The 19,077-nt window shown below is 70.5% G+C and carries 17 protein-coding genes and 1 tRNA gene; 11 read left to right on the forward strand and 7 right to left on the reverse strand.

Features of this window, described 5'->3' with window-relative positions; genetic code table 11:
* Positions 1-316 precede the first annotated feature (316 nt).
* Together ACFYWY_RS05660 and ACFYWY_RS05665 are read right to left on the reverse strand one after the other, a co-directional pair.
* Positions 317-916, reverse strand: a complete 600-nt coding sequence (locus ACFYWY_RS05660; protein ID WP_389180167.1) for an ATP-binding protein — start codon at positions 914-916, stop codon at positions 317-319.
* Positions 917-969: 53 nt separating this feature from the next.
* Positions 970-1,770 (reverse strand): glycerophosphodiester phosphodiesterase, encoded by an 801-nt coding sequence (locus tag ACFYWY_RS05665; protein ID WP_389180169.1) that lies wholly within the window; start codon positions 1,768-1,770, stop codon positions 970-972.
* A gap of 238 nt (positions 1,771-2,008) precedes the next feature.
* Here ACFYWY_RS05665 and ACFYWY_RS05670 point away from each other — a divergent pair, with 238 nt between their 5' ends.
* The 3 genes from ACFYWY_RS05670 (at position 2,009) to ACFYWY_RS05680 (ending at position 4,410) form a co-directional block, all read left to right on the forward strand.
* Entirely contained in the window at positions 2,009-3,544 is a 1,536-nt protein-coding gene (locus ACFYWY_RS05670; RefSeq protein ID WP_389180172.1) for a trypsin-like peptidase domain-containing protein, read from the forward strand.
* 45 nt (positions 3,545-3,589) lie between these two features.
* Positions 3,590-3,676 (forward strand) — tRNA-Ser (locus ACFYWY_RS05675).
* A 281-nt stretch (positions 3,677-3,957) separates the two neighbouring features.
* Positions 3,958-4,410: a VOC family protein gene (locus tag ACFYWY_RS05680; protein WP_389180175.1), complete on the forward strand. Its 453-nt coding sequence runs from the start codon at positions 3,958-3,960 to the stop codon at positions 4,408-4,410.
* 27 nt (positions 4,411-4,437) lie between these two features.
* Here ACFYWY_RS05680 and ACFYWY_RS05685 read toward each other — a convergent pair whose 3' ends face one another.
* From ACFYWY_RS05685 to ACFYWY_RS05700, 4 genes are all read right to left on the reverse strand, one after another.
* The gene (locus tag ACFYWY_RS05685; protein WP_389180178.1) at positions 4,438-4,713 is read right to left on the reverse strand and encodes a hypothetical protein; all 276 of its coding nucleotides are present in this window, start codon (positions 4,711-4,713) and stop codon (positions 4,438-4,440) included.
* Between the two features lie 205 nt (positions 4,714-4,918).
* The gene (locus ACFYWY_RS05690; protein ID WP_389180181.1) at positions 4,919-5,080 is read right to left on the reverse strand and encodes a hypothetical protein; all 162 of its coding nucleotides are present in this window, start codon (positions 5,078-5,080) and stop codon (positions 4,919-4,921) included.
* On the reverse strand, positions 5,065-5,352 hold the full coding sequence (locus tag ACFYWY_RS05695) for a hypothetical protein (protein WP_389180184.1): 288 nt from the start codon (positions 5,350-5,352) through the stop codon (positions 5,065-5,067). The genes ACFYWY_RS05690 and ACFYWY_RS05695 overlap by 16 nt, the downstream gene beginning before the upstream one ends.
* Before the next feature lie 473 nt (positions 5,353-5,825).
* Entirely contained in the window at positions 5,826-6,701 is an 876-nt protein-coding gene (locus ACFYWY_RS05700) for a bifunctional DNA primase/polymerase (protein ID WP_389180187.1), read from the reverse strand.
* A 312-nt stretch (positions 6,702-7,013) separates the two neighbouring features.
* Here ACFYWY_RS05700 and ACFYWY_RS05705 point away from each other — a divergent pair, with 312 nt between their 5' ends.
* The 8 genes from ACFYWY_RS05705 to ACFYWY_RS05740 all read left to right on the forward strand — a co-directional run bounded on the left by ACFYWY_RS05705 (position 7,014) and on the right by ACFYWY_RS05740 (position 14,969).
* A complete protein-coding gene (locus ACFYWY_RS05705; RefSeq protein WP_389180190.1) occupies positions 7,014-7,319 on the forward strand; it encodes a hypothetical protein in 306 nt (101 codons plus the stop codon).
* A 214-nt stretch (positions 7,320-7,533) separates the two neighbouring features.
* Positions 7,534-8,724 carry an acyl-CoA dehydrogenase family protein gene (locus ACFYWY_RS05710; protein WP_389180193.1) on the forward strand — a complete coding sequence of 397 codons (1,191 nt, stop codon included), beginning with the start codon at positions 7,534-7,536 and terminating at the stop codon, positions 8,722-8,724.
* 11 nt (positions 8,725-8,735) lie between these two features.
* Positions 8,736-9,695: a bifunctional MaoC family dehydratase N-terminal/OB-fold nucleic acid binding domain-containing protein gene (locus tag ACFYWY_RS05715; RefSeq protein ID WP_389180692.1), complete on the forward strand. Its 960-nt coding sequence runs from the start codon at positions 8,736-8,738 to the stop codon at positions 9,693-9,695.
* Entirely contained in the window at positions 9,695-10,738 is a 1,044-nt protein-coding gene (locus ACFYWY_RS05720; RefSeq protein WP_389180197.1) for an acyl-CoA dehydrogenase family protein, read from the forward strand. Before ACFYWY_RS05715 ends, ACFYWY_RS05720 begins: the two co-directional genes overlap by 1 nt.
* Complete coding sequence (locus ACFYWY_RS05725) at positions 10,735-11,130, forward strand: MaoC family dehydratase (protein WP_389180200.1); 396 nt, start codon at positions 10,735-10,737, stop codon at positions 11,128-11,130. The genes ACFYWY_RS05720 and ACFYWY_RS05725 overlap by 4 nt, the downstream gene beginning before the upstream one ends.
* Positions 11,127-12,293: a lipid-transfer protein gene (locus ACFYWY_RS05730; protein WP_389180203.1), complete on the forward strand. Its 1,167-nt coding sequence runs from the start codon at positions 11,127-11,129 to the stop codon at positions 12,291-12,293. Before ACFYWY_RS05725 ends, ACFYWY_RS05730 begins: the two co-directional genes overlap by 4 nt.
* A gap of 181 nt (positions 12,294-12,474) precedes the next feature.
* Complete coding sequence (locus ACFYWY_RS05735; RefSeq protein WP_389180206.1) at positions 12,475-13,056, forward strand: SigE family RNA polymerase sigma factor; 582 nt, start codon at positions 12,475-12,477, stop codon at positions 13,054-13,056.
* A gap of 266 nt (positions 13,057-13,322) precedes the next feature.
* Complete coding sequence (locus ACFYWY_RS05740) at positions 13,323-14,969, forward strand: long-chain fatty acid--CoA ligase (protein WP_389180209.1); 1,647 nt, start codon at positions 13,323-13,325, stop codon at positions 14,967-14,969.
* A gap of 105 nt (positions 14,970-15,074) precedes the next feature.
* On the opposite strand, the gene ACFYWY_RS05745 is transcribed toward ACFYWY_RS05740, so the two are convergent.
* Positions 15,075-18,971 (reverse strand): PAS domain-containing protein, encoded by a 3,897-nt coding sequence (locus tag ACFYWY_RS05745; protein ID WP_389180212.1) that lies wholly within the window; start codon positions 18,969-18,971, stop codon positions 15,075-15,077.
* Positions 18,972-19,077: the final 106 nt, after the last annotated feature.

Consider the following 19,077-nt stretch of genomic DNA (forward strand, 5'->3'; position numbering starts at 1 on the left):
TGTGCTGTGTCGTCGGGCGCGAGCCTAGCCGTCGGCAGGGTTCAGTACAGCTTTGCCGGGCCCTACATCGGGTCGGAGCCGAGCCCGGGACAGCTCGGTCGAGTGACGGGCGGACGGTCGGTCGGGCTGTCGGCAGGGCCCGCAGTCCGGCTGTCGGCGGGGCTCTCGGTGTCGGGCTCAGTCGGACTCCGCCGGGTCGGTCGAAGTCCGCCGGGTCCGCCGGGTCCGTCGAATCCGCCGGGCTCAGTCGGACTCCGCCGGGTCCGTCGGGCTCAGTCGAACTCCGTCCGCCGGGCTCCTTCGAGTCCTGTCGAACTCAGTCGAGGTCGTCGTACGACTCCCCGAAGTCGAACCCGGGACCTGCGACGCGCGTAGCGAAATCCTCGCGGCGATGCCCTTCTGTGACGATCACCCACACCGTGACCTCACCGGCCGCGCTGTCGCGGACGCCCCAGTCCTGGGCGAGCGCGCTGATGATGTTGAGCCCGCGGCCGCCCCGCGCGGTGACCGATGGTGTGGCTGGAACCGGTCGGGTAGGTCCGCCTCCGTCTGTCACCTCGACGGTGAGCCGGCCTGCCCTGTCGACGCGCCAGGCGGCGCGGACGTCGCCGTCGCCCACCTCCGCGTGCCCCAGCGGCCTGCCGTGCCGACAGGCATTGCTGAGCAGTTCGGAAAGGATCAGTACTGCATCGTCGACGACCGATTCGGACACCCCGTTGTGGCGCAATTGCTCACGCATTCGGTGTCTCGCCTCGCCCACGCCCGCAGGGCCATGGGGTACGGCCATGCTCGACGACGTGGGCACCTCCTGTGCCACCACAAACGCCACCCCCGAGACCTCCTTTGCCCCACGCCACGGTGTGAATGCCCCAATGGACTGGACCGGAAACCGGCCAAGCGCAGGCCAGTGACGCACTCGTAACGATCCAATACGGACCGAACGCGCCGGTGCACTCCCTGTAATCGGCGTTAAAGGCGGCCCAGTTGGGACAACACCTGTTTCGGGCGATTGGTGATGATCGCCTCGACGCCGAGGCGGGCGCAGAGCTCTACGTCCTCGGGTTCATTGACGGTCCACACGTGCACGCGATGTCCCGCGCGGTGCAGCCGGGCGATATAGCCGGGGTGGTTGCGGACGATCCGCATGCCCGGACCGGCGATCCGCGCGCCGGCCGGCAGCCGCCCGTCTCGCAGCCGCGGTGTCACGAACTGCATCAGATAGACGGTGGGGATGTTCGGCGAAGCCGTCGAGACCCGCTGCAGGGACCGGGCAGAGAAGCTCATGATCCGTACGGGCGAGTCGTCCGGCGTGGCCGGATCGGACAGACCGAAGCGCCCGAGGAGGTGGAGCAGCCGCTCCTCCACCTGGCCCGCCCAGCGGGTGGGGTGCTTGGTCTCGATGGCCAGCTCGATGCGACGGCCGGAATCGGCCACAAGCTCCAGGAGCCGTTCCAGCGTGAGTACCGAGGTGAAGGACGGGTCTCCCCAGTCCGGGCTCTCCTCGCTGTCCTTCCACGACCCGAAGTCGAGGGCGGCGAGATCGGCGAGTTCCAGGGCGGAGACGGCACCTCGGCCGTTGGAGGTGCGGTTGACGCGACGGTCGTGGACGCACACGAGATGCCCGTCGGCGGTGAGCCGTACATCGCACTCGAGGGCGTCGGCACCGTCCTCGATCGCCTTCTTGTACGCGGCCAGCGTGTGCTCGGGGGCGTCTTCGGAGGCGCCTCGGTGGGCGACGACCTGGATGTTGTGCTGCCGTGCTTGGGTCACCGCGTCATGGTGTCACCGAGGCGGGGTAGGCGCGTGCAGAGGGCTGGTCCGGAAGCCGGTTCGAGGACCGTCCGGCGGCCGTCCGGCGGCTTTGGAGATGCGTCCGTTTTGTCGGACCTAAAGGATTGCCGAGATACACACAGGTCCTGCTTACAGTGGTCTGACGTGTGGTGGGAAAAGCTGACGGCAGAACAGCTGCGAGCGCTGACGAGGAACTGTGGAACCTGAGGAGAGAGCTGTGAGCACCGAGAACGAGGGCACTACGGTTCCGGCCGCCCCGTCCCTACCTCCTGTGCCGGGCGCCGCTCCCGGAGGCACGTCGGCATCCGCTCCAGGAGCCGAGAGGTCACAAACACCCGAAGCAGCTCAGCCGGACGGGACGTACCACCACCACACCGAACCGGCAGCGGCTGCGGCCGAGCAGCCCGGGCACTCCCCCCATCCCGACCCTGCCACCGCGCCGCTGCCCGGTCCCGTCCCCGCGGGCGCGCCGACAGGCGCGCAGCACGCGGCAGCCGGCTGGCCGCCGCGCCCGCCCGCACTCCCCTCCTACGGCAGCGGCAGCGGCAGCGGCAGCGGCAGCGGCGGCGGTCCGGCCTGGGGCGCGCCGGCCCAGGTCTCCGAGCCCCCGCGCAAACGCTCCGGCGGACTGGTCGCCGCAGTGCTCGCCGCGGCGCTCGTAGCGGGTGGCGTCGGCGGCGGCATCGGCTACTGGGCGGCCGAGCGCAACGACGACACCGCCGGCTCGACCACCGTCTCCGCGGCGGACGCGCCGAAGGACTTCAAGCGTGAGCCGGGAACGGTCGCCGCAGTCGCGGCCAAGGCTCTGCCGAGCGTGGTCACCATCGAGGCGAAGGCGGGGGGCGGCGTCGGCGGCGGCGATGGCGACACCGAGGGCGGCACGGGCACCGGCTTCGTCTACGACAAGGAAGGCCACATCCTCACCAACAACCACGTGGTGGCCTCCGCGGCCGACAGCGGCACAGTGTCGGCGACCTTCTCCAACGGCAAGAGGTACGACGCCGAGGTGGTCGGCCGGGCCGAGGGCTACGACGTCGCCGTACTGAAGCTGAAGGACGCCCCCTCGGGGCTGAACCCGCTGGCCCTCGGCAACTCCGAGCAGGTCGCCGTCGGCGATTCGACCATCGCGATCGGTGCGCCCTTCGGCCTGTCGAACACCGTCACCACCGGCATCATCAGCGCCAAGAACCGCCCGGTCGCATCGGGCGACGGCTCCAGCGGCAAGAACTCGTACATGAGCGCCCTGCAGACCGACGCCTCGATCAACCCGGGCAACTCCGGCGGCCCGCTGCTCGATTCGCGCGGTGCGGTGATCGGCATCAACTCCGCGATCCAGTCGGCGGGCAGCGGCGGCCTCGGCCAGTCCCAGGCGGGCTCGATCGGCCTCGGCTTCGCCATCCCGATCAACCAGGCGAAGAACGTCGCCGAGCAGCTGATCAAGACGGGCAAGCCGGTCTACCCGGTGATTGGCGCGACAGTCGACATGTCGAGCAAGGACTCGGGCGCCAAGATCGCCGCCGAGGGCACGGGCGGCACCCCGGCGGTGACCCCGGACGGCCCGGCCGCGAAGGCCGGATTCAAGGCGGGCGACGTCATCACCAAATTCAACGGCAAGCCGGTCGACAGCGGTCCGACCTTGATCAGCGAGATCTGGAACCACAAGCCTGGCGACAAGGTGACGCTGACCTACCAGCGCGACGGCAAGGAGCACAAGGCGGAGGTCATCCTGGGCCAGCGCACGGGCGACAGCTGATCCCGGTAGTCTGTAGCCCGCTCCGCCGCAGGTGGCCGGGGCGTGGGTGGGTTGCCCGAGCGGCCTAAGGGAACGGTCTTGAAAACCGTCGTGGCAGCGATGTCACCGTGGGTTCAAATCCCACACCCACCGCGCAGGTCAGAAGCGTTGCAGGTCAGAAGGGGTGCCGCTCTCCGGAGCGGCACCCCTTCTGCATGACCTTGTCTCACCCTGGCCCGGTGGTATCCCACTTCTGACCAGTGGGCCAACCTGCGGCCAGGAATAGTGGCTCCTCCTGAACCCCGAAACAGCAGGTCATCGCACGGCCCGGCGGCCAGCACGGCTGGCTCCCCTCCCGGCCGTGTTCATTCGTTTCCCACGGACATCCATCCACCACTATGGAATGAAACATCCGTTTTGCCTGGAGGCCTTGCATGCACCGTGATGGTTTTCCTGCCCCGGATTCCGGGCTCCTCCTCACTCACTTTCTGACGGTGGCCGACGTAGCCCGATCTCGCGCCTTCTACACCGACGTTCTCGGCGGTGAGGTGGTGCTCGAGGAAAACCCCTGCACCATCAAGCTCGGCAGCGGATGGATCATCATGAACCCGGGCGGCGGTCCCACCCCGGACAAGCCAGACGTCACCCTGCGCCCGCCCAGCGACCCGAGCACGGTCAGCAGCTTCCTCAACCTCCGCGTCGCCGACATCGAGGCATGTCACCGAGAGTGGAGTGCGAAGGGCGCCGAATTTCTCACGCCACCCATTGACCGCAAGGCCGAGCTGCGGTGCTACTTGCGCGACCCGGACGGCTATCTCATCGAAGTCGGGCAGGCCACCGGCATGCTGCAGGGCGTCTACGCTGACCCGCCCGCCGGTACGAGCTAGATCCTTGGCCGGGCCTGCTGGAGGTGATCAAGAAGTCAGCGTGAACACCCGGCACACGTCCGGGTCGCCGAGCTTGGCGAAGAGCACGATGCGCCCGTCCTCCTTGCCGACCAGCAGCTCGGTGACCGTCGCCCCGTAGGGGTCGTTGTCGAGGTTCTCGAAGTCGAGCCCGACCTCGCCGTCCTCCCCGGGCGGGTTCAGGAGCTCCCAGGTGCCGCCACCGTTGAACGAAGGAGCGCCCTTCTCCAGGATGCGCGGCTGGTTCTCCCTGGGCCAGTTCTTCACGGTGAAGGTGACCGACATGTCGCCGACGTTGGTCAGGGTGAGGCGGGCCCCGTGCGGGCCTGCGTAACTCCCGTACAGATCGGCCTGACTGACCTCGCCCGTCGGAGCCGGTCCGCACAGAGCGGCATCGCTGGAACACCCGTGGTCAACGAAGCGACGGCGACGCCGGCCAGCGCGAGTGCGGCGGGGACGATCCTGCTCCTGCCGGCCCTGCTCACGGCGCTCACTTGCCCTTCCCGGGGATGCGCTCGGTCCAGGTCACCGTCTGACTCACGGCGCTCGTCACGGGACCGTCGGCGATCTCCGCGTACTTCAGCCAGTCGTAGTAGCCGATGAAGTGGAGCGCCGACTCGGAGCTGGTGGTGTTGTTCAGGGTGTACTCCACCACCAGCGACCCGTCCGGGTCGGTGCCTCTGACAGGGCCTTGGCCACCTTGTTGGCGGCCTTCAGCTGGCGTGCGATGTCGTCGATCAACGTCCAGGCGAACGGAGCCGCGGCCCCTTCCCAATACCCCTTGTCCCGCAGGGGCTTGAGAACCTCATCCATCATTCTCTTGGGCAGTTTCTCCGTTTTGGTGTGCGCCTCGCGCCACTTGTCGGCGAGATCGTCCAGTACGGAAAAGTCGGTGTCGAGCAGCTCGCGGTAGAAGTCAGGCATCAGTTGATACCCCGCAGCGCGCTGAACTGCTGCTGGACGCCCTGGTCGGTGCCTGTGTACCCATGGGACGAGGAGCGCAGGCTCTCGGCGATCCTGACCAGCCACCCTTCGGCGGCCTTGGTCTGCTTTTCCCAGTTCTCCAGGGAGGTCTACGGCGCCGGGGAGCGGGGGGTCCAACGGCCCTCTGGCGTTGGGAGGCAGCGGCAGAAACGGCAACGGTGTGTCGTCGCTCTTCGCGCCAGAGTTCTGGCTCATCAGGCCAACCCTTCATCCGTCTGCGGACGCCCCCCGTGGGCAAGCCCTTCACAGGTGCTAACGCGACGGAGAAGGCGATTCCGGCCCGGGGTTTGCGCTCTGAGGGCAGCCCTCAGTAGTGGGCTTGCCGCATGTGCCGCTGCCGCTGGCGGGGCCTGAGCCTGGGCCTGGGCAGGTGCGGCCGGGGCCGTCCTCCTTCTCAAGCGACGTCGCCCCCGTCAGCGGCCCCGGCCCGAGGTGAGCCGGTCGGCCGAGGCGATCGTTGCGCGGGCCTCGCGTTCGGTCAGGCCCGCGCGGATCGCCGCTTCGGTGAGCGCGTCCGCGAGGTCGTCGCCGAAGCCGTTCTCGTATGCGCGGCAAGCCGCCCAGAACAGCCGGGTGTTGCGCTGGCCTTCGTGGGCCGCGAGGACGAACTGGACCAGGCCCTGACCCTGGGGCGGACGGGAGGAGGCGGCGTGCGTGGGGTGGTGGGGGCGTGCGGGGGGTGTGATGAGGCGCAGTAGTGCGCGGGGGCATGGCGCGGGGGACAGCTCGGCCGTGCCGGGTGCGAGACGGTACGCGCCGTGGGCGCTCACCGAACCGGGGCCGACGAGATAGCCGCCGGCGCCGCGGACGTCGATGCCGGCGGCGAGCCGGCTTGCGGAGTTCGGGACGACGACGTCGGGCGGGCCGGTCAGCCAGAGATGGCGGCCGCCGCTCGGGGTGAGGACGGTGACCGTCTCCGGGATCGTGAACAGATGGCGCAGGGCCACGTGCTGCAGCGCGGCCACGGAGTCGGTCGAGGACTTGGTGTCGAGGTCGATGCCGATCAGATGGTGCGGCGGCCGGCCGCAGGCGATGCCGTAGCCGGTGGCCCAGGGGGCGGCGGCGAACAGGGCGCGGATGCCCGCCGGGTCGGTGGTGGCGTCGTGGACCCCATGGCCGGGCAGGCCGCATTCGCCGCGGCACAGGACCGGCTCGGGGTCGCCCCGGTGGGGTGAGCGCAGCGCCGGGAGCTTGGTGGGGGACAGGGGGATGACGGGGAGCCCCCGCTCGGCGGCGGAGAGAGCGTGGGCGAGGGCCAGGGTGGCGGTCTGCCGGTCGGTGGTGGCCATAGCTCTATTTTCGTACACGTGTTCGAAGAAGGGAAGAGGGGAAAATCGGCCGAACATATGCCGAAACGCTTCACCCCTTGTCCTGGCCGGGCTGCGTGGTGTGCACCGGCGTGAACTGGGGCTCTGCGGGTGCGAAGGGGGTTTATCGACATGTCCTCACGCTTGAGGGGGAATTGGGTGCTCCGGCGTGGTTCGTCGTGGATTCGGTGGGCAACTCTGATCTCGCGACGTCGTGACCACGATCCGGGGCGGTCGGCCAACTGCCTTGGAAAAAGCCGTACTTCTGCAGTTCCGGTTCATGGAGGAAATGACATGGCAAGCATCCGTACCGCCCGCGCCATCGCCGCTGTCGCCGCCCTGCCCCTCGCCGCCGCCCTCTTCTCGGGTGTTGCCCAGGCCGACAATGGCGCCTTCGCGGACGACGGATCGAACGCGACGGTGGCCTCGATCGTCAGCGGCGTAGGCGGCGACAACTGGGGCAATTCGACCACCACTCAACAGGTGGCGAGCGGTGCCGGCGCGTCCAATCAGAACAACACAGCCAGTGTGAACGGCTCCGGCTTCACTGCGATCGACCAGTCCAATACGGTGGTGAACTTCACGCCTCTGTGGTGGTGACCGGCCCGACGGGGGGTTTGACCAAGGGGTGAACGACTGCCTGCGCGGCGGCACTTCGGTGCCGCCGCGCAGGCGGTTGTGCGTGGTGACGCCGTCTGTTGCGGCTGTGGGTGCCCCTACATGCGGCACCCGCGTCCGACGCCGACCTTGACAGCGGATACGCATCTGACGGACAGTCAGAAACTCCTGATCCGTACCCCGGGAGGCGGCCCCCGTGCACCTCGCCCCGACGGAGCGGCAGCAGCAGCTGCGCGCCGAACTGCGTTCGTACTTCCGAGACGTGATGCCGGAAGGACCGCCGCCCGCCGACGACGGGACGGGGCAGCGCCGGCTGCTGCGACGGATCGGCGCGGACGGGCTGCTCGGCCTCGGCTGGCCCGTGGAGTACGGAGGCCAGGGGCGGGGCCCCGACGAGCAGTTCGTCTTCTTCGACGAGGCGTACCGGGCGGGTGCGCCCGTCTCCATGGTGACGCTGAACACCGTAGGCCCGACCCTGATGAAGTACGGGACCGCGGAGCAGAAGTCGTACTTCCTGCCGCGCATCCTCGGCGGCGAGCTCGTCTTCGCGATCGGCTACAGCGAGCCGGAGGCCGGGACGGACCTCGCCTCGCTGCGTACGCGCGCCGTACGGGAACGTACTGCTGACGGCGACTCCTGGGTCGTCGACGGGCAGAAGATCTTCACCAGCAACGGCCAGAACGCGGACTGGATCTGGCTCGCCTGCCGTACGGATCCGCAGGCGCCCAAGCACAAGGGCATTTCGATCATCCTGGTGCCGACCGACGCGCCGGGGTTCGCGTGGACGCCGGTCGAGACAGTGGGCGGGCTCACCACGACGTCGACGTATTACAACGGGATACGGGTGCCCGCGGAGAACCTGGTCGGCGAGGAGAACGGCGGCTGGGGGCTGATCACCAACCAGCTCAACCATGAACGGGTGGCGCTGGCGGCGATCGGGATGCAGGCCGAGGACTTCTACGAGGCGGCGCTGGAGCGGGCGCGTACACCCGATCCAGTGACGGGCGAGCGACGGATTGACGAGCCGTGGGTGCAATTCAGAGCGGCCGAAGTGCACGCCCGGCTGGCGGCAACGCGCCTGCTCAACTGGCGTTTGGTGGGGGATGTGGGGGCGGGCCGGCTGCAGCCCGGCGATGCGAGCGGCGTGAAGTTCGCGGGAACCGAATCCGCGGTCGAGGTGTATCGAATGTGCCAGGAAATCACGGGGGAGGCGGGGCTGATCCGGGGCGGATCGCCCGGCTCGCTCGACATCGGAGCTCTGGGTGACGGGGAGCTGGAGCGGATGAACAGAGCGGCGCAGATCAACACCTTCGGGGGCGGGGTGAGCGAGGTGCAGCGGGAGATCGTCGCGACGATGCGGCTCGGCATGAAGAGGGGGAAGAGGTGAGCGGGGAAGTGATGAACGGGGAAGGGCCGGCGGGACAGGCGGCGCGTGGGGAAGTGGTGGGCGAGGAGTTCTACGGACGGCTGAAGGCGTACGAGGGGCGGGCCGCGGCCACGGTGGGTGTCGGCAAGGACCTGGTCAACGAACCGATGATCAGGCACTGGTGCGAGGCGATGGGGGACGCCAACCCTTCCTATGCCGGTCCTGACGCCATAGCGCCGCCGACCATGCTGCAGGCGTGGACAATGGGCGGTCTGTCCGGGCATACGGACCGGTCGGCGGCGCAGGACGAGCTGTTCGCCCTGCTCGACGGGGCGGGGTACACCTCGGTGGTCGCGACCGACTGCGAGCAGGAGTATCTGCGGCCGTTGAGGCCGGGGGACCGGATCACCTTCGACGCGGTGATCGAGGCGGTGTCGGAACTCAAGACGACAAAGCTGGGTACGGGCCACTTCGTCACGACGCGGATGGACGTCCGGGCGGACGGGCAGCCGGCCGGCACCCACCGCTTCCGGATCCTGAAGTACGCCCCGGCGGCGAAGGGGAAGCTTAAAGGGAAGCCCAAGGGTGAGCGGCCACGGCCAGTGATCAACCGGGACAACACCGGATTCTGGGACGGGGTGGCCCAGCACCGGCTGCTGATACAGCGGTGCGCGGAGTGCGGGACGCGGCGCTTCCCCTGGCTGCCGGGGTGCGCCGGCTGCGGCTCGCCGGAGTGGGACACCATCGAGGCGAGCGGCGCGGGGACCGTCTACTCGTACGTCGTGATGCACCACCCGCCCTTTCCCGCCTTTGACCCTCCGTACGCGGTGGGGCTGATCGAGCTCGCGGAAGGTGTGCGGATGGTCAGCAATGTCGTCGGCGTGCCGTACGACAAGGTGCGGATCGGGATGCCCGTGCAGCTTGAATTCCTGCGGGTCGACAAGGACTGGGAGCTGCCGGTCTTCGGAGGCTCGGACGGGGGTGCGGGCTGATGGACTTCACACCCACCGAGGAGCAGTCCGCAGCAAGGGAGCTGGCCGCGCGGATCTTCGGTGACCTCTCCACCCATGAGCGGCTCGCTGCCGCCGGGACCGGGACGGACGCCGAGTTGTGGAAGGCGCTGTGTGTGGCGGGGCTTGTCGGGGCCGCCGAGGACATAGGCGTGCTCGGTCTGGTGCTGCTCCTGGAGGAGCAGGGGCGGACCACCGCGCAGGTGCCCTTCGCGGCGACCTGTGTGTACGGACTGCTGGCAGTGGCCGAACACGGCACGGATGAGCAGCGCGCCCGGCTGCTGCCCGCACTGAGAGACGGCACGGCGGTGGCGACCGGTGCGTTCCCGGCGCACGGAGGTGGAGGTGGAGCTGGGGTACGAGCCACCGCGCCGGGGCAGTTGAGCGGCGCCCTGCCGTTCGTTCCGTGGCTGCGGGACGCCACGCATGTGCTGGTCCCCGACGCCGGCCGGGCACTGTGGCTCGTACGGACAGCTGACGCGGAGGTGTCGGAGGTGGAGACCACCGCGCCCTGGGCGGCCGGGCGGCTCATACTGTCCGGGACGCCGGGCGAACGGCTGGGCGGGCCCGGTGCGTACGAATCGGTGCTGGCCCTGGGGCGTACGGCCTTCGCCGGCCTGCAGGCCGGGGTGTGCGCGGGCTCTCTCGCCCGGGCCGTCCAATACACCTCGACCCGCGAGCAGTTCGGGCGCCCGCTCTCCACCAACCAGGGCGTGCTGCTGCGCGCCGCCGACGCGTACATGGACACCGAGGCCATACGAGTCACGGCCTACGAAGCCGCCTGGCGACAGGACGAAGGCCTGGACGCGGCCGCCGAGGTGCTGACCGCCGCCTGGTGGGCCTCCGAGGCCGGCAAGCGTGTGGTCCACGCCGGGCAGCATGTGCACGGCGGGACGGGCGCCGACCTGGACCATCCCGTCCATCGGCACTTCCTGTGGGGGCGCCAGCTGGACGCCTACCTCGGCTGCGCCGCGGAACTCCTCGCCGAACTGGGTCAGTTGCTCGCGAAGGAGGAGCCCGTATGACGAGTGCCGGCGAAGAGCTGCCGCCGCTCACCATCCCCATCACCCGCACGCTGATCGTCGCCGGGGCCGTGGCCTCCCGCGACTACCAGGACGTTCACCACGACTCCGAACTCGCGAAGGAGAAGGGATCCCCGGACATCTTCATGAACATCCTCACGACCAACGGTCTTGTCGGGCGGTACATCACCGACTGCTTCGGGGAGCGGGCAGTGCTCCGCAGGGTCGCGATCCGGCTGGGAGCGCCCAACTACCCGGGAGACACCATGGTGTTGAGCGGCACGGTCACCTCCGTGGAAGGCGACACCGCCGAAGTGCGGGTCGTCGGCGCCAACAGCATCGGCAACCACGTCACCGGCACAGTGACAGTGACAGTTCCGGGGGGAGGAACATGAGCATCCGCAGGCGTGACACGCTCGGCGGCAGGGCGGCCGTCGTCGGGATCGGGGCGACGGAGTTCTCCAAGGACTCCGGGCGCAGCGAGCTCAAGCTGGCCGTCGAGGCGGTGCGGGCGGCTCTCGACGACGCGGGCCTCTCCCCCACCGACGTCGACGGCCTGGTCACCTTCACCATGGACACGAGCCCCGAGATCACCGTTGCCCAGGCGGCCGGCATCGGCGAGCTGTCCTTCTTCTCCCGCATCCACTACGGCGGCGGCGCGGCCTGCGCCACCGTGCAGCAGGCAGCCCTGGCCGTCGCCTCGGGGGTCGCCGAAGTGGTCGTCTGCTACCGGGCGTTCAATGAACGGTCCGGGCGGCGCTTCGGCTCCGGGGTGCAGCACCGGGAGCCGTCGGCCGAGGGGACGGCGCTCGGCTGGAACCTCCCGTTCGGGCTGCTCACCCCCGCCTCCTGGGTCGCCATGGCGGCGCAGCGCTATCTGCATACGTACGGACTCACCCCCGAGGCGTTCGGCCATGTCGCCGTCACCGACCGCCGCCATGCGGCGACCAACCCCGCGGCGTACTTCTACGAGAAGCCGATCACCCTTGCCGACCATGCCGCATCGCGCTGGATCGTCGAGCCGCTGCGGCTGCTCGACTGCTGCCAGGAGACCGACGGCGGCCAGGCGATCGTCGTCACCAGCGCCGAGCGGGCCCGCGACCTGCCGCATCCGCCCGCGGTGATCGTCGCCGCGGCGCAGGGAGCGGGCCGGGCGCAGGAGCAGATGACCAGCTTCTACCGAGACGATCTCACCGGCCTGCCCGAGATGGGCGTGGTCGCCCGGCAGCTGTGGCGGACGTCGGGGCTCGCCCCCGGCGACATCGACGTCGGCATCGTCTACGACCACTTCACCCCGTACGTCCTGATGCAGCTGGAGGAGTTCGGGTTCTGCAAGCCCGGTGAGGCGGCGGATTTCGTGGCCGCGGACACGCTGCCCCTGAACACGCATGGCGGCCAGCTCGGCGAGGCGTATCTGCACGGGATGAACGGCATAGCGGAGGCGGTCAGACAGCTGCGCGGCACCTCGGCGAACCAGATACCAGGCGCGGCCAGGGCACTGGTCACGGCGGGCACCGGCGTCCCCACATCCGGGCTGATCCTGGGCGCTGACGGGTGAGCAGCCGTGGCGGCCGTGTCCGTTGCCCCGGGCGTTGCCCTGTCCGTCGGACTGTCCGACCCTGAGGGTCTCCTCCACCTTCAGGAGGTGGGGGCAACACCACCAGTACAACCTGAGGCGGACAACGCTTCGGGACCTGGGGCCGATCCGCGACAGTACTGCCCACTCCTAGCGTGGACCTATGACCACGCCAGTCTGCACAAGCGCTTCGAAGGCCGCCGCGCCGGTGCCCTCGTACGCGCCGACCACGCGCTATGCGCCCTGCGCGCGCTATCCGTCGTTCTCGTCGTACGTACGGGCGCGGGGGCCCGTACTGCTGCGTACCGCCCGCTCGCTCACCGCGAACCCGAGCGACGCCGAGGACCTGCTGCAGACCGCGCTCACCAAGACGTATGTCGCGTGGGAGCGGATCGAGGACCACCGGGCGCTCGACGGTTATGTCCGCCGTGCCCTGCTGAACACCCGTACCTCGCAGTGGCGCAAGCGCAAGGTGGACGAGTTCGCCTGCGACGAGCTGCCCGAGCCGGAGGCGGTGCCCGCCCCGGACCCCGCCGAACAGCAGGTGCTGCACGACGCGATGTGGCGCGCCGTGATGAAGCTGCCGGACCGGCAGCGGGCGATGGTCGTGCTGCGTTACTACGAGGATCTCAGCGAGGCCCAGACGGCCGAGGTGCTCGGAGTGTCGGTCGGTACGGTCAAGAGCGCGGTGTCCCGGGCGCTCGGCAAGCTCCGCGAGGACCCGGAACTGTCGCCCGTGCGCTGATCCGGCCCCGCCCGATGCGCTGATCCGGCCCCGCCCGATGCGCTGATCCGGCCCGCCCCCGCGCGCTGATCCGGTCCCGCCCGACCTGCTGATCCGGTCCGCCCCGTGCGCCGATCCAGTCCCGTCGGCGCGCCGATGTGCGCCGGGTCACGTCCGCCGATGTGCTGTGAATCCTTACTCCCGGGTAGTGACATACCAAGCGGTACGTGAGCAGAATCTTCACGCCCTTACTGCCACGTAGCGCTAGCGCCCACCGGGAGGACGCCGTGCTGAGCACCATGCAGGACGTACCGCTGACTGTGACCCGCATCCTTCAGCATGGGATGACGATCCACGGAAAGTCGCAGATCACCACCTGGACAGGTGAGGCCGAGCCGCAGCGCCGCACCTTCGCGGAGGTCGGGGAGCGTGCGACCCGACTGGCCAACGCCCTGCGCGACGAGCTCGGGATCGACGGCGACCAGCGCGTCGCCACCCTGATGTGGAACAACGCCGAGCATGTCGAGGCGTACTTCGCGATCCCTTCCATGGGCGCCGTACTGCACACCCTCAACCTCCGCCTCCCCGCGGAGCAGCTGGTGTGGATCGTCAACCACGCCGCCGACCGCGCCGTCATCGTCAACGGCTCGCTGCTCCCGCTGCTCGCGCCGCTGCTGCCGCATCTGCCGACGATCGAGCACATCGTCGTGTCCGGCCCGGGCGACCGCGGGCTCCTGGCCGACGCCCAGGCGCGGGTGCACGAGTACGAGGAGCTGATCGCCGGCCGTCCGACCAGCTACGACTGGCCGGAGCTGGACGAACGCACCGCCGCGGCCATGTGTTACACCTCCGGCACCACCGGCGACCCCAAGGGCGTGGTCTACTCCCACCGCTCCATCTATCTGCACTCCATGCAGGTCAACATGGCCGAGTCGATGGGGCTGACGGAGCGCGACACCACCCTCGTCGTCGTCCCGCAGTTCCACGTCAACGCCTGGGGCCTGCCGCACGCCACGTTCATGACCGGCATCAACATGCTGATGCCCGACCGCTTCCTGCAGCCCGCGCCGCTCGCCGACATGATCGAGCGCGAGAAGCCTTCGCACGCCGCGGCCGTCCCCACCATCTGGCAGGGACTGCTGGCCGAAGTCACCGCGAACCCCCGGGACCTGAGCTCCATGAAGCAGGTCACCATCGGTGGCGCGGCCTGCCCGCCCGTGCTGATGGAGGCGTACGACAAGCTCGGCGTGCGGCTGTGTCACGCCTGGGGCATGACGGAGACCTCCCCGCTCGGCACGATGGCGCACCCGCCTGCGGGGCTGAGCGCGGAGGACGAGTGGCCGTACCGCATCACCCAGGGCCGTTTCCCGGCGGGCGTCGAGGCCCGTCTGGTCGGTCCCGGCGGCGAGATCCTGCCGTGGGACGGCGAGTCGGCAGGTGAGCTGGAGGTGCGTGGCACCTGGATCGCCGGCTCGTACTACGGCGGCGCGGGCGGCGAGGACTTCAGGCCCGAGGACAAGTTCAGCGAGGACGGCTGGCTGAAGACCGGCGACGTCGGCGTGATCAGCACCGACGGCTATCTGACGCTGACCGACCGCGCGAAGGACGTCATCAAGTCCGGCGGCGAATGGATCTCCAGCGTCGATCTGGAGAACGCGCTGATGGCTCACCCGGAGGTTGCGGAGGCGGCGGTGGTCGCGGTCCCGGACGACAAGTGGGGCGAGCGGCCGCTGGCGACGGTGGTGCTGAAGGATGGTTCGACCGCGGACTACGAAACGCTGAAGGCCTTCCTCGCCGAGAAGGTCGCGAAGTGGCAGCTGCCGGAGCGATGGGCGGTGATTCCGGCGGTGCCGAAGACGAGCGTGGGCAAGTTCGACAAGAAGGTGATCCGCAAGCAGTACGCGGACGGCGAGCTGGACGTCACACAGCTGTAGTCCGTGCAGCGCTGGCACGTGCAGCCGTAGTACTCGCGGCCGAAGTGCCTGCGGCTGTAGTACGTGGTGCAAGGGGCGGCAGTGACAACTGCCGCCCCTTGCTGCTCAGTTGGTCCCGATCTTCGCCAGCAGGTCGACGATACGGGCCTGGACCTCGTTGCTCGTGGAGCGTTCCGCCAGGAAGAGCACCGTCTCTCCCGACGACAGGCGTGGCAGTTCCGCGCGGTTGAGGCCCGCCGAGGTGTAGACGACCAGCGGGGTGCGGTTCAGCCGGCCGTTCGCGCGCAGCCAGTCGATGATCCCGGCCCTGCGGCGGCGTACCTGCATCAGGTCCATCACCACCAGGTTCGGCCGCATCTGGGCGGCGAGCGTCACCGCCTCGGTGTCCGCGCCGGCCCGGGCGACCTGCATGCCGCGGCGTTCCAGGGTCGCCGACAGCGCGAGCGCGATCTCCTCGTGCTCTTCGATCAACAGCACGCGCGGGGGGTGCTGTTCGCTGTCGCGCGGGGCCAGCGCCTTGAGCAGTACGGCCGGATCCGCGCCGTACGCCGCCTCCCGCGTCGCCTGCCCCAGACCCGCCGTCACCAGCACCGGGACCTCGGCGGCCACCGCGGCCTGGCGCAGCGACTGCAGCGCGGTCCGGGTGATCGGGCCGGTCAGCGGGTCGACGAAGAGCGCCGCCGGGAAGGCCGCGATCTGCGCGTCGACCTCCTCGCGCGAGTGTACGACCACCGGGCGGTAGCCGCGGTCGCTCAGTGCCTGCTGCGTGGAGACGTCGGGCGCGGGCCAGACCAGCAGCCGGCGCGGGTTGTCCAGCGGCTCCGGGGGCAGTTCGTCGTCGACGGGCTGCGGCTGCGGCTGATTGGCCACCTCGACCGCGCCGCCCGGGCCGTCGAGCGGCTCGGGGCCCTCCGCGCCCTCGTCGGGCGCGCCGATCGCGTACGCCCGCCCCTCGGAACGGTCGGCCGGCAGCCGCGACCCGGTCTGCGCCGGGGCCTGCGGGTGCGGCCGGGCGGCGGCCTCGGGCCGCTCGCCCTCCGGGGGCGTGGCCAGCTTGCGGCGGCGGCCGGGGGCGAGCGTCTGGTTCTGCTGCTGGGTGATCTGCTGCGAGAACGGCACGCCCTGCCCGAGCGTGCGCACGCTGAACGCCCGCCCCTGCGTGGAGTCCGCCGGAGCCGGAGCCGGAGCCTCGGCGGGCAGCGGCTGGGCGGCTCGCGGCGCGGCCGACGGCCCGTCGGCGGCGGGCTGCGGCACGGCCGGCGTCGGAGGCTGCGTCGGTCGCTGTGTCTCTGTCTCCGTCTGTGTCTGCGGCTGCGTCTGTGGTTCCGGCAGGGATACGGAGCCGGTGACCTGGGCCGTCTTGCCGCTGCCCGCGGCGGGGGCAGCCCCGTCGACAGCCGCCGGGTGCTGACCGGTCGAGCCGTCGGCGGCGAGCGCCGCAAGACCGGTGCCCGAGGTGTCCGCATCCACCCACCCGGGCTGCGTCAGCGGCTGTACGGGCTGCGCGTCGGGTGCCTCGGCAGGCAACGGCAGCGGCTGCGCCTCCTTGCGGCCGCGTCGGCGGCCCGTCGGCACCGGATGCGGCTGCGGCGGCGTGTGGTGATCGGCACCCGGCTCGGTGCGTACGGCGTCGTGCCGGCCCGGCAGGGAGGCATCCGCCTCACCGGCCGTCGGCAGGATCCGGTCGGCCTCGGCCGGCGGCAGCGCGAACGCCGTACGCCCTGACTCCACCTCGGCCGGCGCGGTAGCCAGCGCCCGCCTGGCTCGCCGCCCGGCGGGCGCGGCGGGAGCCGGAGCCTGACCCGCATCCGCCCTCGCACCCGGCACCGGAGCAGCGGAGAGCTCGGGCAGCCCGCCCTCCGAGCCGCGCCGCGCGCGCCGCCCCGCGGGGCCTGTTCCATGTGGTTCGACGGGCACGCCCTGCGGCGGCACCGTCTCGCCGAGCGCCGCACGCCCGGTCGACGCCGCGCCCTCCGCGGCCGTCACCACCGAGCCCTCGGAGGGCCGGACGCCACCCGCGGCAACCGCGACGGCCTGCTCGGCGGGGCTCGGACGCCCGCGCCGCCGCCCGGTCCCGCCGCCGGTGCCGTTTCCGCCGCCGGTGCCGTTTCCGGGACCGGCGCCGTTTCCGGGACCACTCCCCTCGCCCGAATCCTGGGCCGGGATCAGTTCCTGCTGCGGCTCCTGCCCCTGCGCCCGGCGCCGCCCCGTCGGCTGCGCGGCCACCGGGTCCTCCACCGCCACCGGGCTCTCGAGGAAGGCATCCGTGGAGGCCCGCCGCGCCCGCCGTCGCCCGCGCCCGCCGGACGTGCCCGTCTGCTGTTCCGGCAGTGCGAGCTCAGCGCCCTGCTGCGGATCCGGAGCCGGAGCGGGGGCCGTCACCGTTCCCGAGCCCTCGCCGAGCGGCACCTCCAGGACGTACGCGCTGCCGCTCATCCCCGGCACCTCATGCGTCTGCAGCACCCCGCCGTGCGCCCGTACGATCCCGCGCACGATCGGCTCGTGCACCGGGTCTCCCCCGGCGAACGGCCCCCGCACCTCGATCCGTACGACGTCACCGCGCTGCGCAGCCGCCACCACGACCGTCGAGTCCGCATACCCACCACCCGGAACCACCCGGGCCTTGCCGGTCGAGTCGACCCCGGCCACGTCGGCGATCAGATGCGCGAGCGCCGTCGCCAGCCGCCCCGCATCCACCTCGGCCTCTATCGGCGGCGCGTGCACCGCGAACTGCGCCCGCCCCGGACCGATCAGCTCGATCGCGCCCTCGACGCCCGCCGCCACGACACCGTCGAGCAGTACGTTCGCCTTGTTCAGCCCCTCCGCGCCGGTGTCGAGCCGCTGGAACCCCAGCACACTGTCGACAAGCGTCGTCATCCGGGCATATCCGGCGGCCAGATGGTGCAGGATCTGGTTGGCCTCGGGCCACAGCTGGCCTGCCGGGTCGGCGGCCAGCGTCCCCAGTTCGGCGCGGAGTTCCTCCAGCGGCCCTCGCAGCGACTCGCCGAGGACGGCGGTCAGCTGGGCGTGCCGGGCGGCCAGTTCCTCGTACCGCTCCGCGTGCGCCTCGATCTCGGCGGAGTACCGGTCCGACCTGTCCGCCAGCTCGGCCGTGAGCCGCTCGGTGGTCTCTGCCAGTTCGGCCGCGAGCCGCTCGGTCGTCTGCGTGAGCTCCGCCGTGTGCTGCTCCGCCAGCTCCTCGTAAGGGCGCCGGTCGGTGAAGGTCATCACGGCGCCGACGAGCTGGTCCCCGTCCCGCACCGGCGCGGTCGTCAGGTCGACCGACACCTTGGAGCCGTTCTTCGCCCACAGCACCTGTCCGCGTACCCGGTGCTTGCGGCCGGACTTGAGGGTGTCCGCGAGCGGTGATCCCTCGTACGGGAAGGGCTCGCCGTCCGCGCGCGAGTGCAGGATCAGCGGATGCAGCTCCTGACCGCCCAGGTCGCTCGCCCGGAACCCGAGGATCTGCGCGGCGGCCGGATTGACCAGCACGACCCGACCGTCCGTGTCCGTCCCGACGACACCCTCGGACGCGGCCCGCAGGATCATCTCGGTCTGCCGCTGCGAACGCGCCAGCTCCGCTTCCGTGTCCACGGTGCCCGAGAGATCCCTTACGACGAGCATCAGCAGCTCGTCGCCGGTGTAGCCGGTGTACGAGTCGTACGCCTCGCGCCCGTCCTCCAGGCTCGCGCTGGTCACCTCGACCGGGAACTCGCTGCCGTCCGTACGCCGCGCGATCATCCGGGCCGGCTTGGTGCGCCCCCGCTCGTCCGCCGCCTCGGGCCGTCGCATCGAGCCCGGGATCAGCCGGGAGTCGAAGGAGGGCAGCAGATCGAGCAGCCCCCGTCCGACGAGGGCGGTGCCGGGCGTCTCGAAGAGTTCGAGGGCGATGGTGTTGGCGTTGACGACCGTGCCGTTGCAGTTGACGAGCACAAGCCCGTCCGGAAGGGCGTCGAGTATGGCTGCGAGGCGAGCAGCGCCTCGGGATGGCCTGCTGCTCACGACGACGGTTCCTCCCTGACCTACTGCATGGTGCGGACGGCCGGTCCCATCTTGCCCCTCGGGCCTCAGCCTGTCACTGGAGGGAGTCTAAAGGCAGTGGATGTGC

The organism is Streptomyces sp. NPDC002870 (genome assembly GCF_042888505.1).
Lineage (GTDB): Bacteria > Actinomycetota > Actinomycetes > Streptomycetales > Streptomycetaceae > Streptomyces.

Coding starts and splice junctions, on each gene's coding strand:
- ACFYWY_RS05680 (WP_389180175.1), top strand. CDS start 3,958: ATGCACCGTGATGGTTTTCCTGCCCCGGATTCCGGGCTCCTCCTCACT.
- ACFYWY_RS05685 (WP_389180178.1), bottom strand. CDS start 4,713: ATGTCGGTCACCTTCACCGTGAAGAACTGGCCCAGGGAGAACCAGCCG.
- ACFYWY_RS05695 (WP_389180184.1), bottom strand. CDS start 5,352: ATGCCTGACTTCTACCGCGAGCTGCTCGACACCGACTTTTCCGTACTG.
- ACFYWY_RS05700 (WP_389180187.1), bottom strand. CDS start 6,701: ATGGCCACCACCGACCGGCAGACCGCCACCCTGGCCCTCGCCCACGCT.
- ACFYWY_RS05705 (WP_389180190.1), top strand. CDS start 7,014: ATGGCAAGCATCCGTACCGCCCGCGCCATCGCCGCTGTCGCCGCCCTG.
- ACFYWY_RS05715 (WP_389180692.1), top strand. CDS start 8,736: ATGAACGGGGAAGGGCCGGCGGGACAGGCGGCGCGTGGGGAAGTGGTG.
- ACFYWY_RS05720 (WP_389180197.1), top strand. CDS start 9,695: ATGGACTTCACACCCACCGAGGAGCAGTCCGCAGCAAGGGAGCTGGCC.
- ACFYWY_RS05725 (WP_389180200.1), top strand. CDS start 10,735: ATGACGAGTGCCGGCGAAGAGCTGCCGCCGCTCACCATCCCCATCACC.
- ACFYWY_RS05730 (WP_389180203.1), top strand. CDS start 11,127: ATGAGCATCCGCAGGCGTGACACGCTCGGCGGCAGGGCGGCCGTCGTC.
- ACFYWY_RS05735 (WP_389180206.1), top strand. CDS start 12,475: ATGACCACGCCAGTCTGCACAAGCGCTTCGAAGGCCGCCGCGCCGGTG.